Genomic DNA, 17,406 nt, shown 5'->3' with positions numbered 1-17,406 from the left:
CGCGCGCCGCCCTCACCCCCACCGGTCGATCTTGTAGGGCGACAGGTCGAGCGGCATCGGCTCGCCGAGCATGGCGGCGGCCAGCGCCCGGCCGGTCGCGGGTCCCAGCGTGAAGCCCCAGTGGCCATGGCCGAAGGCGAACCACAGCCCCTCGTGCCGCGGCGCCGGCCCGAGGATCGGCCGCGAATCCGGCGTTGCCGGCCGCCGCCCCATCCACGGCACGGCCTCCACCGGCTCGCCGAGATCGAACAGGTCGCCGGCGGCCTTGAACGCCCGGTCCACCTGCACCGGCGTCTTCGGGGCGTCGCGCTCGGCGATTTCAACGCCCGTGGTCAGCCGGATGCCCTGGTCCATCGGGCAGAGCACATAGCCGACATCCTCGTCGCAGACCTGCCGGTTCAGGAAGCCGTTGCCCTTCGGCTGGTAGTGGCGGTGGTAGCCGCGCTTGACGCCGAGCGGGGCGCGATAGCCGAACCGGCCGATCAGGTCGCTCGCCCAGGGGCCGAGCGCGATCACTGCCTGCCGGGCCATGATCCGGCCCTCGCCTGTCTCCACCGCATAGCCGCCCTCGACGGAGGTCAGCGTCAGCGCATCGCCGATGACGAACCGGCCGCCGCCCGCCACGAACGCCGCCGCATAGGCCTTGGTCACGCCGCCCGGACTGGAGACGGTCTCGGCCTGCCGGCACCAGATCGAACCGGCAAAGGCCGGCTTCAGGTGCGGCTCCAGTTCCAGCGTCTCCTCGCGGGACAGCTTCACATTGTCGATGCCGAACTCGCGCGACAGGGCAAGGCGCGGCTCCTGCGCGGCAAGGCTCTCCGGCCGGCGGTAGAGCTCCAGCCATCCGGTCTGGCGGAAATAGCGCTCCGCGCCGGAAAGGGCTGCAAGCTCGCGATGCGTCTCCACCGCCTGGGCGAAGAACGGCCGCATCACGCGCGCGGTCTCCTCCAGCTTCGCCGGGGCCGACCAGCGCCAGTAGTCGAGCATCCAGGAGGCGACCTTGGGCAGGGCCGAGACGTGATAGTGCGAGGCGGTCTGGCCGTTCAGCGCGTGCTGGAACAGGGTCGGCAGGTCGCGCGGCATGGCCACGGGATAGAGATTGCCGCCGTCGATGACCCCCGAATTGCCGTAGCTCGTCTCCTCGCCCGGCTCGCGCCGGTCGAGCAGCACGACGTCGAGGCCGCGCCGGCGCGCGTGCAGCGCCGTGGAGACGCCGACCATGCCGGCGCCGAGAACGAGAACGTCGTGGATGGTGGACATGTCCGGCCCTTGATTGCGCGGCCGCACATTGCAGAGGTGCCCCCCGGCCCGCAAGCGATGGCGGCCATGCAGCGACCGCGGCGCCTGCGGATGATACGCAACGCAGACGCCCCCCTCTCCGCGCGACAGCGCGGGGAGGGTAAGGGTGGGGACCTTCCCCCGACTGCCGACGTAGCCGGCACCCTCCCGAATTGCCGCATCCACCCCGGCCGTGCTACCGCCGCGCGGCGGAGACACCCCATGACCCAGCCCATCCTGATCGCCCCGTCCATCCTCGCCAGCGACTTCTCGCGTCTCGCCGACGAGGTGAAGGCGGTGGATGCAGCCGGCGCCGACTGGATCCATCTCGACGTCATGGACGGCCATTTCGTGCCGAACATCACCTTCGGCCCGGACGTGGTGAAGGCGTTGCGCCCGCATACGGCGAAAGTCTTCGACGTCCACCTGATGATCGCCCCGGCCGACCCCTATCTCGAGGCCTTCGCGACCGCCGGCGCCGACATCATCACCGTCCATGTCGAGGCGGGGCCGCACCTGCACCGCTCGCTGCAGGCGATCCGCGGGCTCGGCAAAAAGGCCGGCGTCGCGCTCAATCCCGGCACGCCCGAGACCGCCATCGAGCACGTCCTCGACCTCGTCGATCTCGTCCTCGTCATGACCGTCAATCCCGGCTTCGGCGGCCAGGCCTTCATCGCCAGCCAGGTCGACAAGATCGGCCGCATCGCCCGCATGACGGCGGGCTCCGGCATCGTCATCGAGGTCGATGGCGGCGTGACGCCCGAGACCGCCCCGCTGGTCGCGGCCGCAGGCGCCTCGGTGCTCGTGGCCGGCTCGGCCGTGTTCAAGGGGGGCGCTCAGGGCTATGGCAGCCGCATCGCCGCCATCCGCGGGGCCGCCGGGGCCGCCCGCGGCACCATGGTCTGAGGCGAGCACAACCAGCCCGGCCGTCAGCATGGCGGCCAGAACCGCCCCGGCAACACGCCACCCGACCCCTTCACGTTTGCGTGAGAACCAACCGGTCATGGCGACTTATCCCCGTCCCAGGATGCGGTCGGCCACGCTCGCCAGCGGGAAGGCCGGGCCCGGATCGACTTTGCGGCCGGGCGAGACATCCTCGTGGCCGAGCACATCGCGGAAGCCGTAGGCGCGGTGCAGCGCCGCGCCGATCGCGGTGACGGCGCCGATCTGCGCGGCCGAATAGGTGTGCCAGCCGGCAGCCTCGCGCTCGTTCGGATGGCGGGCGACCAGCACCTGCTCGTTCGCGATCGCCTCGCCCGACCAGCTCTTCCAGCCGCCGCCCGATCGCACCAGCCGGCCGGCATTGACGATCTCGATGCCGATGGACCGGCTGTTCAGGCCGTCCACCCCCTTCCACTGGCTCTTTCCGGCGTGCCAGCAGGTGCGGTCGAAGGCCATGAGCTGGGTCGCGGCGCCGTCGCGCGCCACCACCAGATGCGCCGAGGCTTTCGACCGCGCATCGAGGAACCATGAAATCGCCGAGCCGGCGGTGAGGCCTGCCGTGTAGTGGATCAGGAGCAGCGACGGCTTCATCCGCGCGCCGCCATGCGGCGTCTGGCGGAAGGGAACCGGCACGCCGTCGCGGGCCAGGCGATGGCCGATGACGCTGTAGCCCTCTGCCGGCCGGGCGGGCTGGCCGGCAATTCCGGCGGCGGTCGAAGCGGTCGTGGCCGGCATGGTCATGGTCATGGTGCATCCCCGTGCTCTGGCCCCGGCGGGGCTCTGGTGCAGCAAGGATCGCCTGGTGCGGCCGACCGGGGAGAAGTCATCGGTCCCGGGACCTGGCCGCCACCCGGATTCAGCAGCCGTCAACCGGCGCCGGCCTAGTCTCGCTGCATGGCGGCACGGGCGACGGCAGAGCGGGCTGATTCGGCATCGGAGGAACGGGGCAAGCGGCGCACCGCTGCCACCGGCAAGCGGCCGGCTGCCCGGCGCAAGCCGGCCGGACAGGCCCGGCCGGCCCCGGCGGGCGGCGGCTGGCTCTCCGGCTGGCGCACGGCCGTGCTGGCGACGCTGCTGGCCGCCGCCGCGGCCCTTGCCACCGTCCATCTGGCCGGCCATGCCCCGTCCTGGCGCTCGCTCGCCGTCGTCAGCCTCCAGGCCGTGCCGCTTCTGCCTGGCATCGCGCTGCTGTGGTGGGCGCTGGACGCCGGCCGGCGCCGCTTGCCCGGCCTGCCGCTCGCCCTCTGGCTTGCTTTCGCGCTGGTCGGCACCGCCGCGGTGATGCTGGTCTTTCCCGGCATCGCCTTCGCCATCCACTCCCGTTCCGCTGCCATTGCCGACCATGCGGACACCGAGATCCAGCTGATCCACCACGCCTATGGCGTCGCCGCGGCTTTCTACCTCTATGTCACCACGGCGTTCCGGCTCTGGTGGCCGTGGGGAGCGGTCGTGCCGGCCTTCGTCGCCATCCGCTTCTGGCTCGCCCAGCGGCGCTGAGGCCCGGTTTGCCGGGCCGCGCCGTTCCTGCTAAGCCGCGCCCGTCCCACACCCGCCGAGGCTTTCCGCGATGATCCCGCGCTATTCCCGCGCCGAAATGACCGCCATCTGGGACCCGCAGACCAAGTTCCGCATCTGGTTCGAGATCGAGGCCCATGCCTGCGATGCGCTCGCAGCGCTCGGCGTCATCCCGCAGGAATCGGCCGCCAACATATGGGCCAGGGCGAAGGACGTCACCTTCGACGTCGAGCGCATCGACGCCATCGAGCGCGAGGTGAAGCACGACGTCATCGCCTTCCTGACGCATCTGGGCGAGTTCATCGGCCCGGACTCGCGCTTCGTCCATCAGGGCATGACCTCGTCCGACGTGCTCGACACCTGCTTCAACGTGCAGCTGGTGCGGGCCAGCGACATCCTGATCGCCGACGTGAAGGCGCTGCTGGCCGCCCTGAAGCGCCGCGCCTTCGAGCACAGGCTCACCCCGACCATCGGCCGTTCCCACGGCATCCATGCCGAGCCGACCACCTTCGGGCTCAAGCTCGCCCAGGCCTATGCCGAGTTCGACCGCTGCCTCGCCCGCCTGGAGGCGGCCCGCGAGGAGGTGCGCACCTGTGCCATTTCCGGCGCGGTCGGCACCTTCGCGCAGATCGACCCGCGCGTTGAGGAGCATGTGGCAAAGGCCATGGGCCTGAAGGTCGAGCCGGTCTCCACCCAGGTCGTCCCGCGCGACCGCCACGCCATGTTCTTCGCGACCCTCGGCGTGGTGGCGTCCTGCATCGAGCGCCTTGCCACCGAGATCCGCCACCTGCAGCGCACCGAGGTGCTGGAAGCCGAGGAATATTTCTCCGAGGGCCAGAAGGGCTCCTCGGCCATGCCGCACAAGCGCAATCCGGTGCTGACGGAGAACCTCACCGGCCTTGCCCGCCTTGTCCGCGGCATGGCGATGCCTGCCATGGAGAACGTGGCGCTCTGGCACGAGCGCGACATCTCGCACTCCTCGGTCGAGCGCATGATCGGCCCGGATGCGACCGTCACCCTCGACTTCGCGCTGGCGCGCCTCACCGGCGTCATCGACAAGCTGCTGGTCTATCCGGCGATGATGCAGAAGAACCTCGACCGGCTGGGCGGCCTCGTCCATTCGCAGCGCGTGCTGCTGGCCCTCACCCAGAAGGGCGTCTCCCGCGAGGACGCCTATCGGCTGGTCCAGCGCAATGCCATGCCGGTCTGGCGCGGCGAGGGCGAGTTCCTGACCCTGCTGAAGGCCGATCCGGAGGTGCGCTCCGCGCTGTCGGAAGCCGAGCTCGAGGAGAAGTTCGACCTCGGCTACCACCTCAAGCACGTCGACACGATCTTCCGCCGGGTTTTCGGGGAAGCGTGACGGGCGAGCGCTGGCATGATACTATCCAGACCAACTGGATAGGATGCGCCCGTGACCACCGTCGGCATCTTCGAGGCCAAGCAGAGACTGTCCGAACTCGTGGAGCGCGTGGAGCGCGGCGAGGAAGTTCGCATCACGCGGAACGGCAAGCATGTCGTCAGGCTGGTGCCCGACCGTGACGAGACGGCCAATCCCGGCATCGGCGCGCTGGAGCGCATTCGCGCCCGCCTTTCCGAGCCCGGCGTGCTCAAGGGCGGCGACGTCACGGTCGATGAGGTTCTGTCCTGGCGCGACGACGGCAGGCGATGACGCCGGTCGTCCTCGACGCATCCTGCATGCTGGCGGCCTTCCTGCCCGACGAGATGATCGGCGGCGCCGCAGATCTCGTGGCCACCGCACTGACAGCCGGGGCCGTGGTGCCTGCCATCTGGCGGCTGGAGGTGGTCAATGGCGCCCTTCAGGCCCATCGACGGGGGCGGTTCGACGGCGACGTGCTCGTCGCGCTTCTGGCTGATTTCGCCAAGGTCGCCGTGCTGGTCGATCATGACGGGGCATCATCGCCCTGGGGTGCCGTGGCAGACCTTGCGCGCAAACACCATCTATCGGCCTACGACGGCTGCTATCTCGAACTGGCCCGGCGACGCGGGCTTCCCCTCGCCACCCTCGATGCGAAGTTGCGCCGGGCCGCCGGCCACGAATCCGTGGAAGTTGTCTGACCCATGCGCACCGCCGACGCCGACATCCTCATCGTTCCCGGCTATACGAATTCCGCCGAGGACCACTGGCAGTCGCGCTGGGAGGCAAAGCTGCCGACCGCCCGGCGCGTCGCGCTTGGCGACTGGCACAGGCCGGAACGGGACCGCTGGGTCGACAATCTCGCCACCGCCGTGGCCTCCTGCACCAGGCCGGTCATTCTCGTCGCCCATTCGCTCGGCGTGGTCACGGTCGCCCATGCCGCGCCGCTGTTCCCGCCGCATGTGGTGCGTGGCGCCTTCCTCGTCGGCCTGCCGGACATCGAGGACAACGCCACCGTTCCCGAGGTCGAGCGCCCCTTCGCGCCGATCCCGCGCGATCCCCTGCCCTTCCCCTCGGTGCTGGTGGCCAGCCGCACCGATCCGCATTGCGATTTCCGGCGCGCGGAGGATTTTGGCTATGCCTGGGGCTCTGCCGTGTCGGATGCCGGCGATGCCGGCCATATCAACGCGGCATCCGGCCACGGCCCCTGGCCGGAGGGTCTGATGCGCTTCGCCGGCTTCCTGAAGGCGCTCGGCTGAGGGCTGCCGGGCGGCGCAGGCGCCGCCGCTTGTCGTCCGGGCGGCGCAGGCGCCGCCCCGTGTCGTCATGGCCATGCCAGAGATGACCCTGGGATGAGGCCGATCGGCGTGGGCGTCAGCCGCGCACGACCTTAAGGGCCGCCTGCGCGCCGGCCCGCACCATCTGCGTGTCGTTCACGAGGGTGATGAAGCCCCAGCCCTCGGCGGCCAGTTCCTTGGCCCGCTCGTAGCTCGGCGCGTAGCAGCCGGTCAGCTTCCCGGCCTTCTTGGCGGCCGTCATGATCCGCGCGAAGGCGTCCTTGACGATCTGGTGGTGCGGATCGAGCTTCTCGCCCTTCAGCAGCGTGATGGAGAGGTCCGACGGGCCGGCGAACACGCCGTCAATGCCCGGCACGGCGAGGATGTCGTCCACCGCGTCCAGTGCGGCGGTGGTCTCGATCATGGCGAGCGACACGGTCATGCTGTTGGCCTCGCGCAGATAGTCCTGCACGTTCATGCCGGTGAGCTGCTGGAAGCGGTTGCCGCCCCAGGAGCGGTCGCCGAGCGGGGGATATTTCACGGCCGAGGCGAAGCGCCTGGCATCCGCTACCGAATTGATCATCGGCGCGATGACGATCTCCGCGCCCACGTCCAGCAGGCGGGCGGCATCGCCGAAGGCGTCGAGCGCCACGCGCACGCCGGCCGGCTTGCCGGCATGGTTGACCGCCGAGATGCCGCGCATGGTGGCATTCAGGTCGATGGAGGAATGCTGCATGTCGAAGGTGACCGCGTCGAAGCCCTCGCGCGCGGCCATGTCGGCCAGCAGCGGCTCGGGAATGCCCATCCAGGCGGTGAACAGGCTCTCGCCCGCGCGCAGGCGCTTGGCAAGTTCGTAGGGCTTCGGCGGCTGATGCATGGATCCCTCCCCGGCGACGGTCTTGTCGGGTGTCGCAGGGGGCCTTGGTGGCCGCTCCCGGGCCTGCCGTCAATCATTCCCGGCGCGGGTCTGCTTGGCGGCTGCCGCCACGGTGCGGCGCACAAGACCGGACGGCTGCCCGCGCCCGCACTTGCGAAGAGTTAACGCTTTGCCGCCAGACTGCATCGCAGTGTCAGAATTGCGCCACGAGCGGCGTGAAGGTTTGTCATGCGTATCGCCTTCGATCGTCCCGCATTCGATCCCCTGGCTGGCATGAAGCACATCGTCCCGCCGCCCCCCGACATCGGCGGGCGGTCCCCCGTCATCCTGGTGTTCGATTCCGGGCTGGGCGGGCTCACCGTCCACCGGGAGCTTGTTCGGGCAAGGCCCGACGCCCGCTTCGTCTATTGCGCCGACGATGCCGCCTTTCCCTATGGCGCGCTCACGGAGGAGCATCTGGTGGCGCGCGTCATCGCGGTGATGGAACGCCTCATCGCGGCCCACCGGCCGGACTGCGTGGTGATCGCCTGCAACACCGCCTCCACGCTGGTGCTGCCGCACCTGCGCGCCCGCTTCGCCCTGCCCTTCGTCGGCACCGTGCCCGCCATCAAGCCGGCCTGCGAGCGCTCGGTGAGCCGGATGGTCAGCGTGCTGGCGACGCCCGGCACCGTGGCTCGCGACTACACACGGGCGCTGGTCGCCGAATACGGCGGCGGCTGCGCGGTCACGCTGGTCGGCGCGCGCCATCTGGCCGGCCTTGCCGAGGCCAGCGTGCGTGGCGAGCCGGTCGACCGCGATGCCATCGCCGCGGAGATCGCTCCCTGCTTCGTAGAGACGGGCGGCCGGCGCACCGACGCGGTCGTGCTCGCCTGCACCCACTATCCCCTGCTCGTCGACATGTTCGGCAAGCTCGCCCCCTGGCCGGTGGACTGGATCGACCCCGCCCCCGCCATAGCCCGCAGGGTGACGCAGCTTGTCGGTGAGGCCCAGGCCGCCGCGCCTTCCGCCTCCGGCCTTGCGATCCTGACCGGCGGCAGTGCCCGCCCGGTTCTGGCGCCGGTGTTCCGCGCGTTCGGGCTTGCCGAAACGGGCGTGGAACCGCTGCCTCTTCATTGACTTCGCAGGCGTCCATCGCTAAGGACGCCGCTTCCGACGGATCGCCCCCGGGCGAGACGGCGGTTTTTTGCGCACCCGCGGTCGGCCCTTGAGGCGGACCTGTCGTATCCCGCGAGGGGTAAGAGGAGGGCGCGTCTCCTGTCGAAAGACAAACGAACAAGGGACACGCGATGTCGAAGCGTCACGCAGCCAAATACAAGATCGACCGCCGGATGGGCCAGAACATCTGGGGTCGTCCGAAGAGCCCGGTCAACCGCCGCGAATACGGCCCCGGCCAGCACGGCCAGCGCCGCAAGGGCAAGCTCTCGGACTTCGGCACCCAGCTGAAGGCCAAGCAGAAGCTCAAGGGCTATTACGGCAACATTTCCGAGAAGCAGTTCCGCGGCATCTATGCCGAGGCCTCGCGCGTGAAGGGCGATACCGGCGAAAACCTCGTCGGTCTGCTCGAGCGCCGCCTGGACGCGGTCATCTACCGCGCCAAGTTTGTGCCGACGGTGTTTGCCGCCCGCCAGTTTGTCAACCACGGCCACGTCAAGATCAATGGCCGCCGCGTCAACATCCCGTCCTACCGGGTGAAGATCGGCGACGTGATCGAGGTGAAGGAAGCCTCGCGCCAGCACATTTCGGTGCTGGAGGCGGTCCAGTCCGGCGAGCGTGACGTTCCCGACTATCTCGAGGTCGATCACGGCAAGCTGGTCGCCAAGCTGTCGCGCATCCCGACCCTCTCCGAAGTGCCCTATCCGACGCAGATGGAGCCCTCGCTGGTCGTCGAGTTCTATTCGCGCTGATCTCTCAGCGCCTGCCGGAATGCCGAAGGGCCGCCCACCGGGCGGCCCTTTTGCTTGTCAGGTCGTGTGATGAACCGGCGACCGGGTTGGCGCGGCGATCACACCGACAGGCGCATCCGCTTGATCATCGAGGTGATCGCCTTGAAGGCGTCGCCGATGCCGCCCGAGCTGGTCACGTTGAAATACATGGACGGGTTGGTCGCGCAGTTCCTGAGCAGCGTCTCGTTGCCCTCGATGACCCGCACCGTGAACAGCGTGATCCCCGCCGCCTTCACTGCATTGCAGCCGAGCGTCGTGCGGGCATCGATCTGGCCCGAATTGGAGGTGAAGCGGTTCTGCGTGTTGTCGCCATCGGTGAGCAGGATCATGTAGCGCAGCACGTCCGGCTGGGCGCCGGTCTCCTGGAACGGCACGCCGGAGGAGAGCACGGCATGGCCCATCTGCAGGCCGATGGTGATGTTGGTGTTGCCGGCCGGCTGCATGGCGTTGATCGTGTTTCGCACCAGCGTGAAGTTGGTGGTCAGCGGCTGCAGCGTGGTGATCGAGTTGGAGGCGCATTTCGCGCCGCGATAGAAGGCCGCGGTCGATGTCGGCGCGCTGTCGGTGGTGTCATGGGGCTGGTCGCGGTCGGTGAGGCAGCCGGCCCAGGCGGCCTGCGTGGTGACCAGCGAGGCGGCAAGCCCGGTCGCGTCGTAGCGCATCCAGGTGGCGTTGCGGAACGCGGTGGGAATGCGCACCTGCGTGTCGAACGGCACCACGGCCAGCTTCACCTGGTCGGTGGAGACGCGGGTGGATTCCAGTTCGTTGACCAGATCGAGGGCGGCCGCCTTCAGCGCCGCCATCTTGCCGCTCCAGCCCATCGAGCCGGTATTGTCGAGCACCAGCGCGATCTCGATGCGCGGCTCGTTCCAGGACGTCTGCGAGACGACCCGCAGCGGGATGCGGTCGAAGCCGACCGCGGCCGCGATGGAGGTCTGCACCGCGGCCTCCACGGTCAGGCGAATGGTGTTGCCGTCCTTGGTGACGGCAATCGGCCCCATCGTGGTGTCGGTGCGCGACTGGTAATTGCCGGCGAAGGCCTTGTCGGCCGTCTCCTGCATGGCAGCGGCCGACAGCCGGCGCGAATCCCTGGCCACCGTCAGCGAGGCGGCATCCAGCGCCGACTGGATGCGCGCCTGCTCCAGCGAGGCGCGGGTATAGTCGACAGCGGCTCCCACGGCGCCGAACACGGGCACCAGCGAGATCGCGAAGATCACCGCGACATTGCCTTGGCTGGCGGTGCGAAATCGGGACAGAATCTTCATCATCTGTGTCGCTCCGGGACGCTCACCCCCTCCGGCGGCGCCTCCGCTGCCAACAGTTCAAGCCGCGTGCCGGTCCCCCCTGTCCGCAGGCGGCACGACCCGGCCCGTCCAGGCGCCTTCGCCGTTGCGAAAGCGTGGCGCTGGCCTTAAGTGCTGCGCTTCGATCACGGTGCCGGGACGGACAGGGATGAGCGCGAACGAACCGAAGATCACGCCGGACCTCGTCGCCAGCCACGGCCTGAAGCCGGACGAGTACCAGCGCATCCTCGACCTGATCGGGCGCGAGCCGACCTTCACCGAGCTCGGCATCTTCTCGGCCATGTGGAACGAGCACTGCTCCTACAAGTCGAGCCGCCTGCACCTGAAGACGCTGCCGACCAAGGCCCCCTGGGTGATCCAGGGCCCCGGCGAGAATGCCGGCGTCATCGACATCGGCGACGGCTGGGCCTGCGTCTTCAAGATGGAGAGCCACAACCACCCCTCCTATATCGAGCCCTATCAGGGGGCGGCGACCGGGGTGGGCGGCATCCTGCGCGACGTCTTCACCATGGGCGCGCGCCCCATCGCGGCGCTCAACGCGCTGCGCTTCGGCGACCCGGAGCATCCGCGCACGCGCCACCTCGTCTCCGGCGTGGTGGCCGGCGTCGGCGGCTATGGCAATTCCTTCGGCGTGCCGACGGTGGGCGGCCTCGTCGGTTTCCACACCCGCTATGACGGCAACTGCCTGGTCAATGCCATGGCGGTCGGCCTCGCCCGCACCGACGGCATCTTCTACGCCAAGGCGACCGGGGTCGGCATGCCCATCGTCTATCTCGGCTCCAAGACCGGCCGCGACGGCATCCACGGCGCCACCATGGCCTCCGCCGAATTCGGCGAGGGCGCCGAGGAGAAGCGCCCGACCGTGCAGGTCGGCGACCCCTTCGCCGAGAAGCTGCTGCTGGAAGCCTGCCTCGAGATCATGGCCAAGGACTGCGTCATCGCCATCCAGGACATGGGCGCGGCCGGGCTCACCTGCTCGGCGGTCGAGATGGGCGCCAAGGGCGACCTCGGCATCGAGCTGAACCTGGAGGACGTGCCGACCCGCGAGGCCGGCATGACCGCCTACGAGATGATGCTCTCGGAGAGCCAGGAGCGCATGCTCATGGTGCTGAAGCCCGAGAAGGAAGACGAGGCAAAAGCCATCTTCCGCAAATGGGGGCTGGACTTCGCGGTGATCGGCCACACCACCGACACGCTGCGCTTCGTCATCAGGCTCAACGGCGAGGTCAAGGCCGACCTGCCGATCAAGGAACTGGGCGACGAGGCCCCGCTCTACGACCGGCCGCATGTGCCGAGCCCGCAACTGCCGGTGATCGAGGCCGGGACGGTCGTGCCGCCGATGTCGAGCCGCGAGGCCCTGCTGAAACTGGTCGCGACCCCGGACCTCTCCTCCAGGCGCTGGGTCTACGAGCAATATGACTCGTTCATCCTCGGCAACACGGTGCAGCGGCCGGGCGGCGATGCCGCGGTCGTGCGCATCGAGCGCGGTCCGAAGGGCCTCGCCATGACCTGCGACGTGACGCCCCGCTATTGCGAGGCCGACCCGGTGGAGGGCGGCAAACAGGCGGTGGCCGAGACCTACCGCAACCTCTGCGCGGTGGGGGCGACGCCGAAGGCGATCACCGACAACCTCAATTTCGGCAATCCGGAGCGCCCGGAGATCATGGGCCAGTTGGTCGGCTGCATCCGCGGCATCGGCGAGGCCTGCCGGGCGCTCGACTTCCCCGTCGTCTCCGGCAATGTCTCGCTCTACAACGAGACCCATGGCCGCGCGATCCTGCCGACCCCGACCATCGGCGGCGTCGGCGTCATCGACGACGTGGCGAAGACGGTCTCGATCGCCCCCCAGGCGGCCGGCGAGCAGGTCTTCGTGGTCGGCAATACCGACGGCTGGCTCGGCCAGTCGCTCTGGCTGCGCGACATCTGCGGCCGCGAGGCGGGCGCCCCGCCGCCGGTCGATCTCACGGCCGAGCGGCTGAACGGCGAGTTCGTCCGGGCCGCCATCACCGACGGCCTCGTCGCAGCCTGCCACGACGTCTCCGACGGGGGCCTGCTGGTGGCACTCGCCGACATGGCGGTCGCCGCGCGCCTCGGCATCACCGTCGAGGCCATGCCGCACGACATCCCGGCCCACGCGCTGTGGTTCGGCGAGGATCAGGCCCGCTATGTCATCACCGTGCCGGCGGATCGGGTCGAGGCGATCGCCACCCGCGCGGCCGGGGCCGGCGTCATGCTGACGCGCCTGGGAACCACCGGCGGCGATGCGTTGACCCTGCCCGGAGAGGAACCCATATTGGTGAAGGACTTGAGCGCAGCGTTCGAGTCGTGGCTGCCGGCCTATATGGCCCGGGCAGCCTGAAGCGGGGAGCCACTTCCATGCCGATGGCGGCTGCCGATATCGAGCAGATGATCAAGGAAGCGCTGCCGGATGCGCGCGTGGAGATCAAGGATCTGGCCGGCGACGGCGACCATTATGCCGCCACCGTCGTCTCGGAATCCTTCCGCGGCAAGTCGCGCGTGCAGCAGCACCAGCTTGTCTATGCCGCCCTGAAGGGCAAGATGGGCGGCACCCTGCATGCCCTGGCGCTGACAACCAGCGCGCCGGTCTGAACGCATCCGAAAGCGGGCGAGCCCCGCGAGAGAGGCCCCATGAGCACCACCGCCCACGACAAGATCGACGCCGAGGTGAAGGGCACCGATGTCGTGCTCTTCATGAAGGGCACGCCGCAGTTCCCGATGTGCGGTTTTTCCGGCCAGGTCGTGCAGATTCTCGACTATCTCGGCGTGCCCTACAAGGGCGTGAACGTGCTCGACGCCGACGACATCCGCCAGGGGATCAAGGACTATTCCAACTGGCCGACCATCCCCCAGCTCTACGTCAAGGGCGAGTTCGTCGGCGGCTGCGACATCACCCGCGAGATGTTCCAGTCGGGCGAACTGGCCGACCTCATGAAGACCAAGGGCATCGCGGTCCGCGAAGCCACCGGCTGAGCCTCCGTCCGGGCGCGCAGCTGCCGCGCCCGCCGGCACCTTCCCTTGCCCGGAAGTTGCCACACTCGCCTGCGACAGGGCGATGCCTCGGGGGCGCGTGATGCTCCCTGTCCGTCACGCGGTGCCACCCGGCACTGCGCCAACCGGCCGGAACCGGCCAGCCCAGGATCGCCGCAAGGCGGTCGCAAGCCCGGGATCGCATCACTCCGCATGGCCAGCCCGCTCAAACCGCGCTCCTGTGCCCTTGCCGTCCTGTTGCTGGCCTCGGCCGCGCCGGCCGCATGGGGCCAGCAGGGCTTCGGCTTTCAGGCCGGCACGATGGCGGGTCCCTCGTCCTCGTCCGGCGGTCCGCTCAACCTGCTCTCGCCCACCTTCGCCGCTCCCGCCCTGCCCGCGCGTCCCGGTCGCCCCACAGCCGCGGCGCCGGCGGTTCCCCCGGCCACCGGCATGCGCATGGTGACCGCCCCCCTGCCGCTGCCCCGCCCGCCGGAGGCGCCCGGCGCGGTTGCGGCCCAGACCCAGACCGCCCAGACCCAGGCGGCCCTGCAGCCGGCCCCGCAGGAGGCTGCCCCCGCGCCGCTGCGGCCTTCCCTCGATGACTGGCCGCACGAGGAGAGCCGCGACCGGGTGATCCTGCCCGGCGCGCCGTTCTTCCGGCCGGCCTCGACCGGCGCCGAGGCCATTGCTGCCGCCGCGCCCGTCCAGCCATCGTCCCAGCCGGTCGTTCCCGCTCAGGCGGTCGCCTTTGCCGCTCCCGTGCCGCCGCTCAGGCCCGATGCCGGCGGCATGACCATGGTTCCGGCCAACACCGCGGCCGCCATGACCGGCCCGCAGCTCGCCTCGGCGGGCTCCGTACCGGTGACGCTGACGCGCGGCACGGCGACCACCACCGTCATGCCCGGCCTTGCCGCCGGCAGCATGCCGGGCGCGCGGCAGGCGATCACCGTGATGCCGACGCCGGCCAGCGGCCCCCAGCTCGCCGCCCTGCCGCCGGCCGGCCATACGCGCGACTGGCCGCGCTACGTGCCCGGCGCGCGCGGCACGGACCGCAACCTCGGCATTGCCGGCGAGCGCGTCATGCCCGATCCCGGCGTTCCGCTCACCTGCCTGCCGACGCCGGTTCGCCGTGCGCTCAACGACGTGGCCCTGCGCTTCGGCCCGGTCATCGTGCGATCCACCCATCGCGGCAACGGCCGCTTCGTGCGCACCGACGCCTGGCGCGGGTCCTATCACCGCGACTGCCGCGCCGCCGACTTCCGCGTCGCGGGCAACCCGGCGGCGGTGCTCGCCTTCCTGCGCGCCCGTCACGAGCTCGGCGGCATCAAGCGCTACCGCAACGGCCTGTTCCACATCGACAACGGCCCGCGCCGCTCCTGGTAGCGGATCGATCAGCGGCCCTGATCGCAGATGTCATCAGCCTGAATTTGTCGGACGGCCTGTTCTCGATCACGCTGCGGCGTTTTTCGAGGAGGTGTGGATGTTGCTTGTCGGCATGCTCGACAGTCCCTATGTGCGCCGCGCAGCCATTGCCGGCACCGTGCTCGGGCTCGCTTTCGAACACCAGTCGGTCTCGGTGTTCCGGCACATGGACCGGTTCCGCGCCATCAATCCGCTGATCAAGGCGCCCTCCCTGGTGGCGGACGACGGCACGGTGCTGATGGAATCCCAGCTCATCATCCAGCACATGGAGGATGTGGCGGGACGGAGCCTGCGGCCCGCCGATCCGGCCGCCCGCCTCGCGGACCTGCGCGCAACCGGCCTTGCCATCGTCACCTGCGAGAAAGCGATCGGCATCGAATACGAGCGCAAGCGGCCCGAGGCGATCCGCTACCAGCCCTGGCTCGACCGCGTGGGCGACCAGTTGCAGGAGGCGCTCGCGGCCCTCGACATGATCGCCGGCGAGCGCTGGCGCCAGCTTCCCCCTCAATGGACGCATGGCGCCATCGGCGCGGCGGTGGCCTGGGGCTTCATCCGCTTCACCATTCCCGACGCGGTGGAGGCCAGCGCCTTCCCGGCGCTCGCCGCCCACGCGGCGCGCTGCGAGGCGACCGACCTGTTCCGGCACTGGCCGATCGACCGCGAAAGCCCGTGAGGAAGTTTATTGCAGGCGAATGCCCGCGGGTGCGCCAGGCACCACGGAGACGGGCAGGCGGATCGTCATGGCCCCCTCTCCGCCCGATAGCGCGGGGAGGGTAAGGGTGGGGTCTTTCAGGGTCGCAGACGTTCGGGGCAGGCCCGGCAGAGGCTTCAGGCCCTCTGAAGAGCCTCGGCAAGGCTCTCGAACAGCGCGCGCCCGTCGGTCGGCCCGACGGCGGGGTCCACATGGTTCTCCGGATGCGGCATCATGCCGAGCACCCGGCCGTTATCGGAGACGATGCCGGCAATGGCGTTGAGCGCGCCGTTGATGTTGGCGTCCGGCGACACCGTTCCGGCGGCGTCGCAATAGCGGAACACCACGCGGCCCTCGCCCTCGATCCGCTTTAGCGTCTCGGCGTCGGCAATGTAATTGCCCTCGCCATGGGCCACCGGCACCTCGATCACCGCGCCCGCATTGTAGCGGCGGGTGAAGGCCGTCTCCGAGGTCTCGACGCGCAGGTGAACGGTTCTGGCGATGAATTTCAGCTGCGAATTGCGCATCAGCACGCCCGGCAGAAGGCCGGCCTCGCAGAGGATCTGGAAGCCGTTACACACCCCGAGCACGAGGCCGCCGCGGGCCGCATGGGCCTTCACAGCCGCCATCACGGGCGCGCGCGCGGCAATGGCCCCGCAGCGCAGGTAGTCGCCATAGGAGAAGCCGCCGGGCAGGACCACGAGGTCGGTGCCGGCCGGCAGTTCGGTCTCGGCATGCCAGACCATGGCCGGCCGGGAGCCGGTGGTCAGCTCCAGCGCATAGGCGATGTCGTGCTCGCGGTTGGACCCGGGAAAGACGAGGACGGCGGCCTTCATCGCGTGACGCCCCCGCTCACAGGATCTCGATGCGGTAGTTCTCGACCACCGTATTGGCCAGCAGCTTCTCGCAGGCCGCCCTGATCGAGGCCTCGGCGGCGGCGCGGTCCTCGCCGTCCAGATCCAGGTCGAACACCTTGCCCTGCCGCACCGCGCCGATGCCGCCGATGCCGAGCCCCTTCAGCGCTCCCTCGATGGCCTTGCCCTGCGGGTCGAGGACGCCGGTCTTGAGGGTGACGGTCACGCGGGCCTTCATGGGCGCACTCCCCGGCGGATTCGGATGGCAACGGAACGTTGGGGCCCGTCTAGACCGGACCGCGCCGGCGATCAATCTTTGCGGTGCAAAATGACCCCGCCATCCCGCCTAGCGGCGCGGCTGCGAGCCGCCGAGCTGGGTCTGCATCATCACGACGGGGAGGAACATGCGCAGCCCCGTGCGCGCGTCCGCCTCGGTGCGCCCGGTGGAGACCATCGTGAAGCGGCGCGGCCCGTCGGTCACCAGACTGCTCGCCATGAACTGCCGATCGCCGGCGGCCTCTTCCACGGCCTTCACCGCGGTCAGAACCTGCGCTCCCGCCTCGCTGCTCTGGGCGACCTCGATCATCTCGACCCGCACGAAACGGCCGCCGCTCTGCTCGACCATGCGGCGGTTCAGCACCTCGTGATGGGTGCGGAAGTCCTCCAGCGTCAGGGCCCGGTCACCGGGCTGCATCCGGTAGCTCACCGCCGCTCCCACCGGGCAGGTCGCCGCGCGGCAGTGAAAATAGACGGTGCCGGTCTCGGCCACTTCCCGCTGCCAGCCATCGATGGAAACCGCAGCGCCCGCCGGACGGTCCTGCGCCCCCGGGGCGGCCGAAAGGGCCGTCAGGGCGGCAAGGGCGAGGGCAAGGGTGAGGATTCGCATGGCGGGAGGGCTCCGGCGGGGGCGGCCACCTTGGGCGCCGTGCGTTTCCGCTTT

20 protein-coding genes are annotated in these 17,406 nt (G+C 69.8%); 13 read left to right on the top strand and 7 right to left on the bottom strand.

What is annotated here, in order from left to right:
- Positions 1 to 12: 12 nt before the first annotated feature.
- The gene (locus ACTIFS_RS20545) at positions 13 to 1,260 is read right to left on the bottom strand and encodes an NAD(P)/FAD-dependent oxidoreductase (RefSeq protein WP_439575992.1); all 1,248 of its coding nucleotides are present in this window, start codon (positions 1,258 to 1,260) and stop codon (positions 13 to 15) included.
- Positions 1,261 to 1,500: 240 nt separating this feature from the next.
- Here ACTIFS_RS20545 and rpe point away from each other — a divergent pair, with 240 nt between their 5' ends.
- On the top strand, positions 1,501 to 2,184 hold the full coding sequence (rpe, locus tag ACTIFS_RS20540) for a ribulose-phosphate 3-epimerase (protein ID WP_439575991.1): 684 nt from the start codon (positions 1,501 to 1,503) through the stop codon (positions 2,182 to 2,184).
- A 105-nt stretch (positions 2,185 to 2,289) separates the two neighbouring features.
- On the opposite strand, the gene ACTIFS_RS20535 is transcribed toward rpe, so the two are convergent.
- On the bottom strand, positions 2,290 to 2,967 hold the full coding sequence (locus ACTIFS_RS20535; protein WP_439575990.1) for an N-acetylmuramoyl-L-alanine amidase: 678 nt from the start codon (positions 2,965 to 2,967) through the stop codon (positions 2,290 to 2,292).
- 147 nt (positions 2,968 to 3,114) lie between these two features.
- Between ACTIFS_RS20535 and ACTIFS_RS20530 the strand changes: the two genes are divergently transcribed.
- From ACTIFS_RS20530 to ACTIFS_RS20510, 5 genes are all read left to right on the top strand, one after another.
- The gene (locus ACTIFS_RS20530; protein WP_439575989.1) at positions 3,115 to 3,717 is read left to right on the top strand and encodes a hypothetical protein; all 603 of its coding nucleotides are present in this window, start codon (positions 3,115 to 3,117) and stop codon (positions 3,715 to 3,717) included.
- Between the two features lie 70 nt (positions 3,718 to 3,787).
- Complete coding sequence (gene purB, locus ACTIFS_RS20525; protein WP_439575988.1) at positions 3,788 to 5,095, top strand: adenylosuccinate lyase; 1,308 nt, start codon at positions 3,788 to 3,790, stop codon at positions 5,093 to 5,095.
- A gap of 51 nt (positions 5,096 to 5,146) precedes the next feature.
- Positions 5,147 to 5,404, top strand: coding sequence for a type II toxin-antitoxin system Phd/YefM family antitoxin (locus ACTIFS_RS20520; RefSeq protein ID WP_439575987.1), 258 nt, complete (start codon positions 5,147 to 5,149; stop codon positions 5,402 to 5,404).
- On the top strand, positions 5,401 to 5,811 hold the full coding sequence (locus ACTIFS_RS20515) for a type II toxin-antitoxin system VapC family toxin (RefSeq protein ID WP_439575986.1): 411 nt from the start codon (positions 5,401 to 5,403) through the stop codon (positions 5,809 to 5,811). Before ACTIFS_RS20520 ends, ACTIFS_RS20515 begins: the two co-directional genes overlap by 4 nt.
- A gap of 3 nt (positions 5,812 to 5,814) precedes the next feature.
- Positions 5,815 to 6,369, top strand: a complete 555-nt coding sequence (locus ACTIFS_RS20510; RefSeq protein ID WP_439575985.1) for an RBBP9/YdeN family alpha/beta hydrolase — start codon at positions 5,815 to 5,817, stop codon at positions 6,367 to 6,369.
- 115 nt (positions 6,370 to 6,484) lie between these two features.
- On the opposite strand, the gene ACTIFS_RS20505 is transcribed toward ACTIFS_RS20510, so the two are convergent.
- Positions 6,485 to 7,264: an HpcH/HpaI aldolase family protein gene (locus tag ACTIFS_RS20505; protein ID WP_439575984.1), complete on the bottom strand. Its 780-nt coding sequence runs from the start codon at positions 7,262 to 7,264 to the stop codon at positions 6,485 to 6,487.
- A gap of 273 nt (positions 7,265 to 7,537) precedes the next feature.
- Between ACTIFS_RS20505 and murI the strand changes: the two genes are divergently transcribed.
- Positions 7,538 to 8,380 (top strand): glutamate racemase, encoded by an 843-nt coding sequence (gene murI, locus ACTIFS_RS20500; RefSeq protein ID WP_439576011.1) that lies wholly within the window; start codon positions 7,538 to 7,540, stop codon positions 8,378 to 8,380.
- A 170-nt stretch (positions 8,381 to 8,550) separates the two neighbouring features.
- Positions 8,551 to 9,168 (top strand): 30S ribosomal protein S4, encoded by a 618-nt coding sequence (gene rpsD, locus ACTIFS_RS20495; protein ID WP_439575983.1) that lies wholly within the window; start codon positions 8,551 to 8,553, stop codon positions 9,166 to 9,168.
- Positions 9,169 to 9,266: 98 nt separating this feature from the next.
- Here rpsD and ACTIFS_RS20490 read toward each other — a convergent pair whose 3' ends face one another.
- Entirely contained in the window at positions 9,267 to 10,475 is a 1,209-nt protein-coding gene (locus ACTIFS_RS20490) for a vWA domain-containing protein (protein ID WP_439575982.1), read from the bottom strand.
- A 184-nt stretch (positions 10,476 to 10,659) separates the two neighbouring features.
- Between ACTIFS_RS20490 and purL the strand changes: the two genes are divergently transcribed.
- The 5 genes from purL to ACTIFS_RS20465 all read left to right on the top strand — a co-directional run bounded on the left by purL (position 10,660) and on the right by ACTIFS_RS20465 (position 15,594).
- Positions 10,660 to 12,870, top strand: a complete 2,211-nt coding sequence (gene purL / locus ACTIFS_RS20485) for a phosphoribosylformylglycinamidine synthase subunit PurL (RefSeq protein WP_439575981.1) — start codon at positions 10,660 to 10,662, stop codon at positions 12,868 to 12,870.
- Between the two features lie 17 nt (positions 12,871 to 12,887).
- A complete protein-coding gene (locus ACTIFS_RS20480) occupies positions 12,888 to 13,121 on the top strand; it encodes a BolA family protein (RefSeq protein ID WP_439575980.1) in 234 nt (77 codons plus the stop codon).
- Positions 13,122 to 13,160: 39 nt separating this feature from the next.
- The gene (gene grxD, locus ACTIFS_RS20475; protein WP_439575979.1) at positions 13,161 to 13,502 is read left to right on the top strand and encodes a Grx4 family monothiol glutaredoxin; all 342 of its coding nucleotides are present in this window, start codon (positions 13,161 to 13,163) and stop codon (positions 13,500 to 13,502) included.
- 210 nt (positions 13,503 to 13,712) lie between these two features.
- On the top strand, positions 13,713 to 14,882 hold the full coding sequence (locus ACTIFS_RS20470; RefSeq protein ID WP_439575978.1) for a hypothetical protein: 1,170 nt from the start codon (positions 13,713 to 13,715) through the stop codon (positions 14,880 to 14,882).
- 97 nt (positions 14,883 to 14,979) lie between these two features.
- Positions 14,980 to 15,594: a glutathione S-transferase gene (locus ACTIFS_RS20465; RefSeq protein ID WP_439575977.1), complete on the top strand. Its 615-nt coding sequence runs from the start codon at positions 14,980 to 14,982 to the stop codon at positions 15,592 to 15,594.
- 155 nt (positions 15,595 to 15,749) lie between these two features.
- Here ACTIFS_RS20465 and purQ read toward each other — a convergent pair whose 3' ends face one another.
- The 3 genes from purQ to ACTIFS_RS20450 form a co-directional block, all read right to left on the bottom strand.
- Positions 15,750 to 16,448, bottom strand: coding sequence for a phosphoribosylformylglycinamidine synthase subunit PurQ (gene purQ / locus ACTIFS_RS20460; RefSeq protein WP_439575976.1), 699 nt, complete (start codon positions 16,446 to 16,448; stop codon positions 15,750 to 15,752).
- A gap of 16 nt (positions 16,449 to 16,464) precedes the next feature.
- Positions 16,465 to 16,704, bottom strand: a complete 240-nt coding sequence (gene purS, locus ACTIFS_RS20455; RefSeq protein ID WP_439575975.1) for a phosphoribosylformylglycinamidine synthase subunit PurS — start codon at positions 16,702 to 16,704, stop codon at positions 16,465 to 16,467.
- Positions 16,705 to 16,812: 108 nt separating this feature from the next.
- Entirely contained in the window at positions 16,813 to 17,352 is a 540-nt protein-coding gene (locus tag ACTIFS_RS20450) for a hypothetical protein (RefSeq protein WP_439575974.1), read from the bottom strand.
- Positions 17,353 to 17,406: the final 54 nt, after the last annotated feature.

The organism is Phreatobacter sp. (genome assembly GCF_051860605.1).
In the GTDB taxonomy this organism is placed as follows: Bacteria; Pseudomonadota; Alphaproteobacteria; order Rhizobiales; family Phreatobacteraceae; genus Phreatobacter.
Note: the sequence above shows the minus strand (reverse complement) of the source record. Positions and strands in the feature narration are given on the sequence as shown.

Bases quoted from the DNA above. Each gene is read 5' to 3' on its own strand.
- ACTIFS_RS20545 (WP_439575992.1), bottom strand. From the start codon at position 1,260: ATGTCCACCATCCACGACGTTCTCGTTCTCGGCGCCGGCATGGTCGGC.
- purL (WP_439575981.1), top strand. From the start codon at position 10,660: ATGAGCGCGAACGAACCGAAGATCACGCCGGACCTCGTCGCCAGCCAC.
- ACTIFS_RS20530 (WP_439575989.1), top strand. From the start codon at position 3,115: ATGGCGGCACGGGCGACGGCAGAGCGGGCTGATTCGGCATCGGAGGAA.
- ACTIFS_RS20505 (WP_439575984.1), bottom strand. From the start codon at position 7,264: ATGCATCAGCCGCCGAAGCCCTACGAACTTGCCAAGCGCCTGCGCGCG.
- ACTIFS_RS20450 (WP_439575974.1), bottom strand. From the start codon at position 17,352: ATGCGAATCCTCACCCTTGCCCTCGCCCTTGCCGCCCTGACGGCCCTT.
- grxD (WP_439575979.1), top strand. From the start codon at position 13,161: ATGAGCACCACCGCCCACGACAAGATCGACGCCGAGGTGAAGGGCACC.
- rpsD (WP_439575983.1), top strand. From the start codon at position 8,551: ATGTCGAAGCGTCACGCAGCCAAATACAAGATCGACCGCCGGATGGGC.
- purQ (WP_439575976.1), bottom strand. From the start codon at position 16,448: ATGAAGGCCGCCGTCCTCGTCTTTCCCGGGTCCAACCGCGAGCACGAC.
- ACTIFS_RS20465 (WP_439575977.1), top strand. From the start codon at position 14,980: ATGTTGCTTGTCGGCATGCTCGACAGTCCCTATGTGCGCCGCGCAGCC.
- ACTIFS_RS20490 (WP_439575982.1), bottom strand. From the start codon at position 10,475: ATGATGAAGATTCTGTCCCGATTTCGCACCGCCAGCCAAGGCAATGTC.
- murI (WP_439576011.1), top strand. From the start codon at position 7,538: ATGAAGCACATCGTCCCGCCGCCCCCCGACATCGGCGGGCGGTCCCCC.
- ACTIFS_RS20480 (WP_439575980.1), top strand. From the start codon at position 12,888: ATGCCGATGGCGGCTGCCGATATCGAGCAGATGATCAAGGAAGCGCTG.
- ACTIFS_RS20470 (WP_439575978.1), top strand. From the start codon at position 13,713: ATGGCCAGCCCGCTCAAACCGCGCTCCTGTGCCCTTGCCGTCCTGTTG.
- purB (WP_439575988.1), top strand. From the start codon at position 3,788: ATGATCCCGCGCTATTCCCGCGCCGAAATGACCGCCATCTGGGACCCG.
- rpe (WP_439575991.1), top strand. From the start codon at position 1,501: ATGACCCAGCCCATCCTGATCGCCCCGTCCATCCTCGCCAGCGACTTC.
- ACTIFS_RS20510 (WP_439575985.1), top strand. From the start codon at position 5,815: ATGCGCACCGCCGACGCCGACATCCTCATCGTTCCCGGCTATACGAAT.
- ACTIFS_RS20515 (WP_439575986.1), top strand. From the start codon at position 5,401: ATGACGCCGGTCGTCCTCGACGCATCCTGCATGCTGGCGGCCTTCCTG.
- ACTIFS_RS20535 (WP_439575990.1), bottom strand. From the start codon at position 2,967: ATGACCATGACCATGCCGGCCACGACCGCTTCGACCGCCGCCGGAATT.
- purS (WP_439575975.1), bottom strand. From the start codon at position 16,704: ATGAAGGCCCGCGTGACCGTCACCCTCAAGACCGGCGTCCTCGACCCG.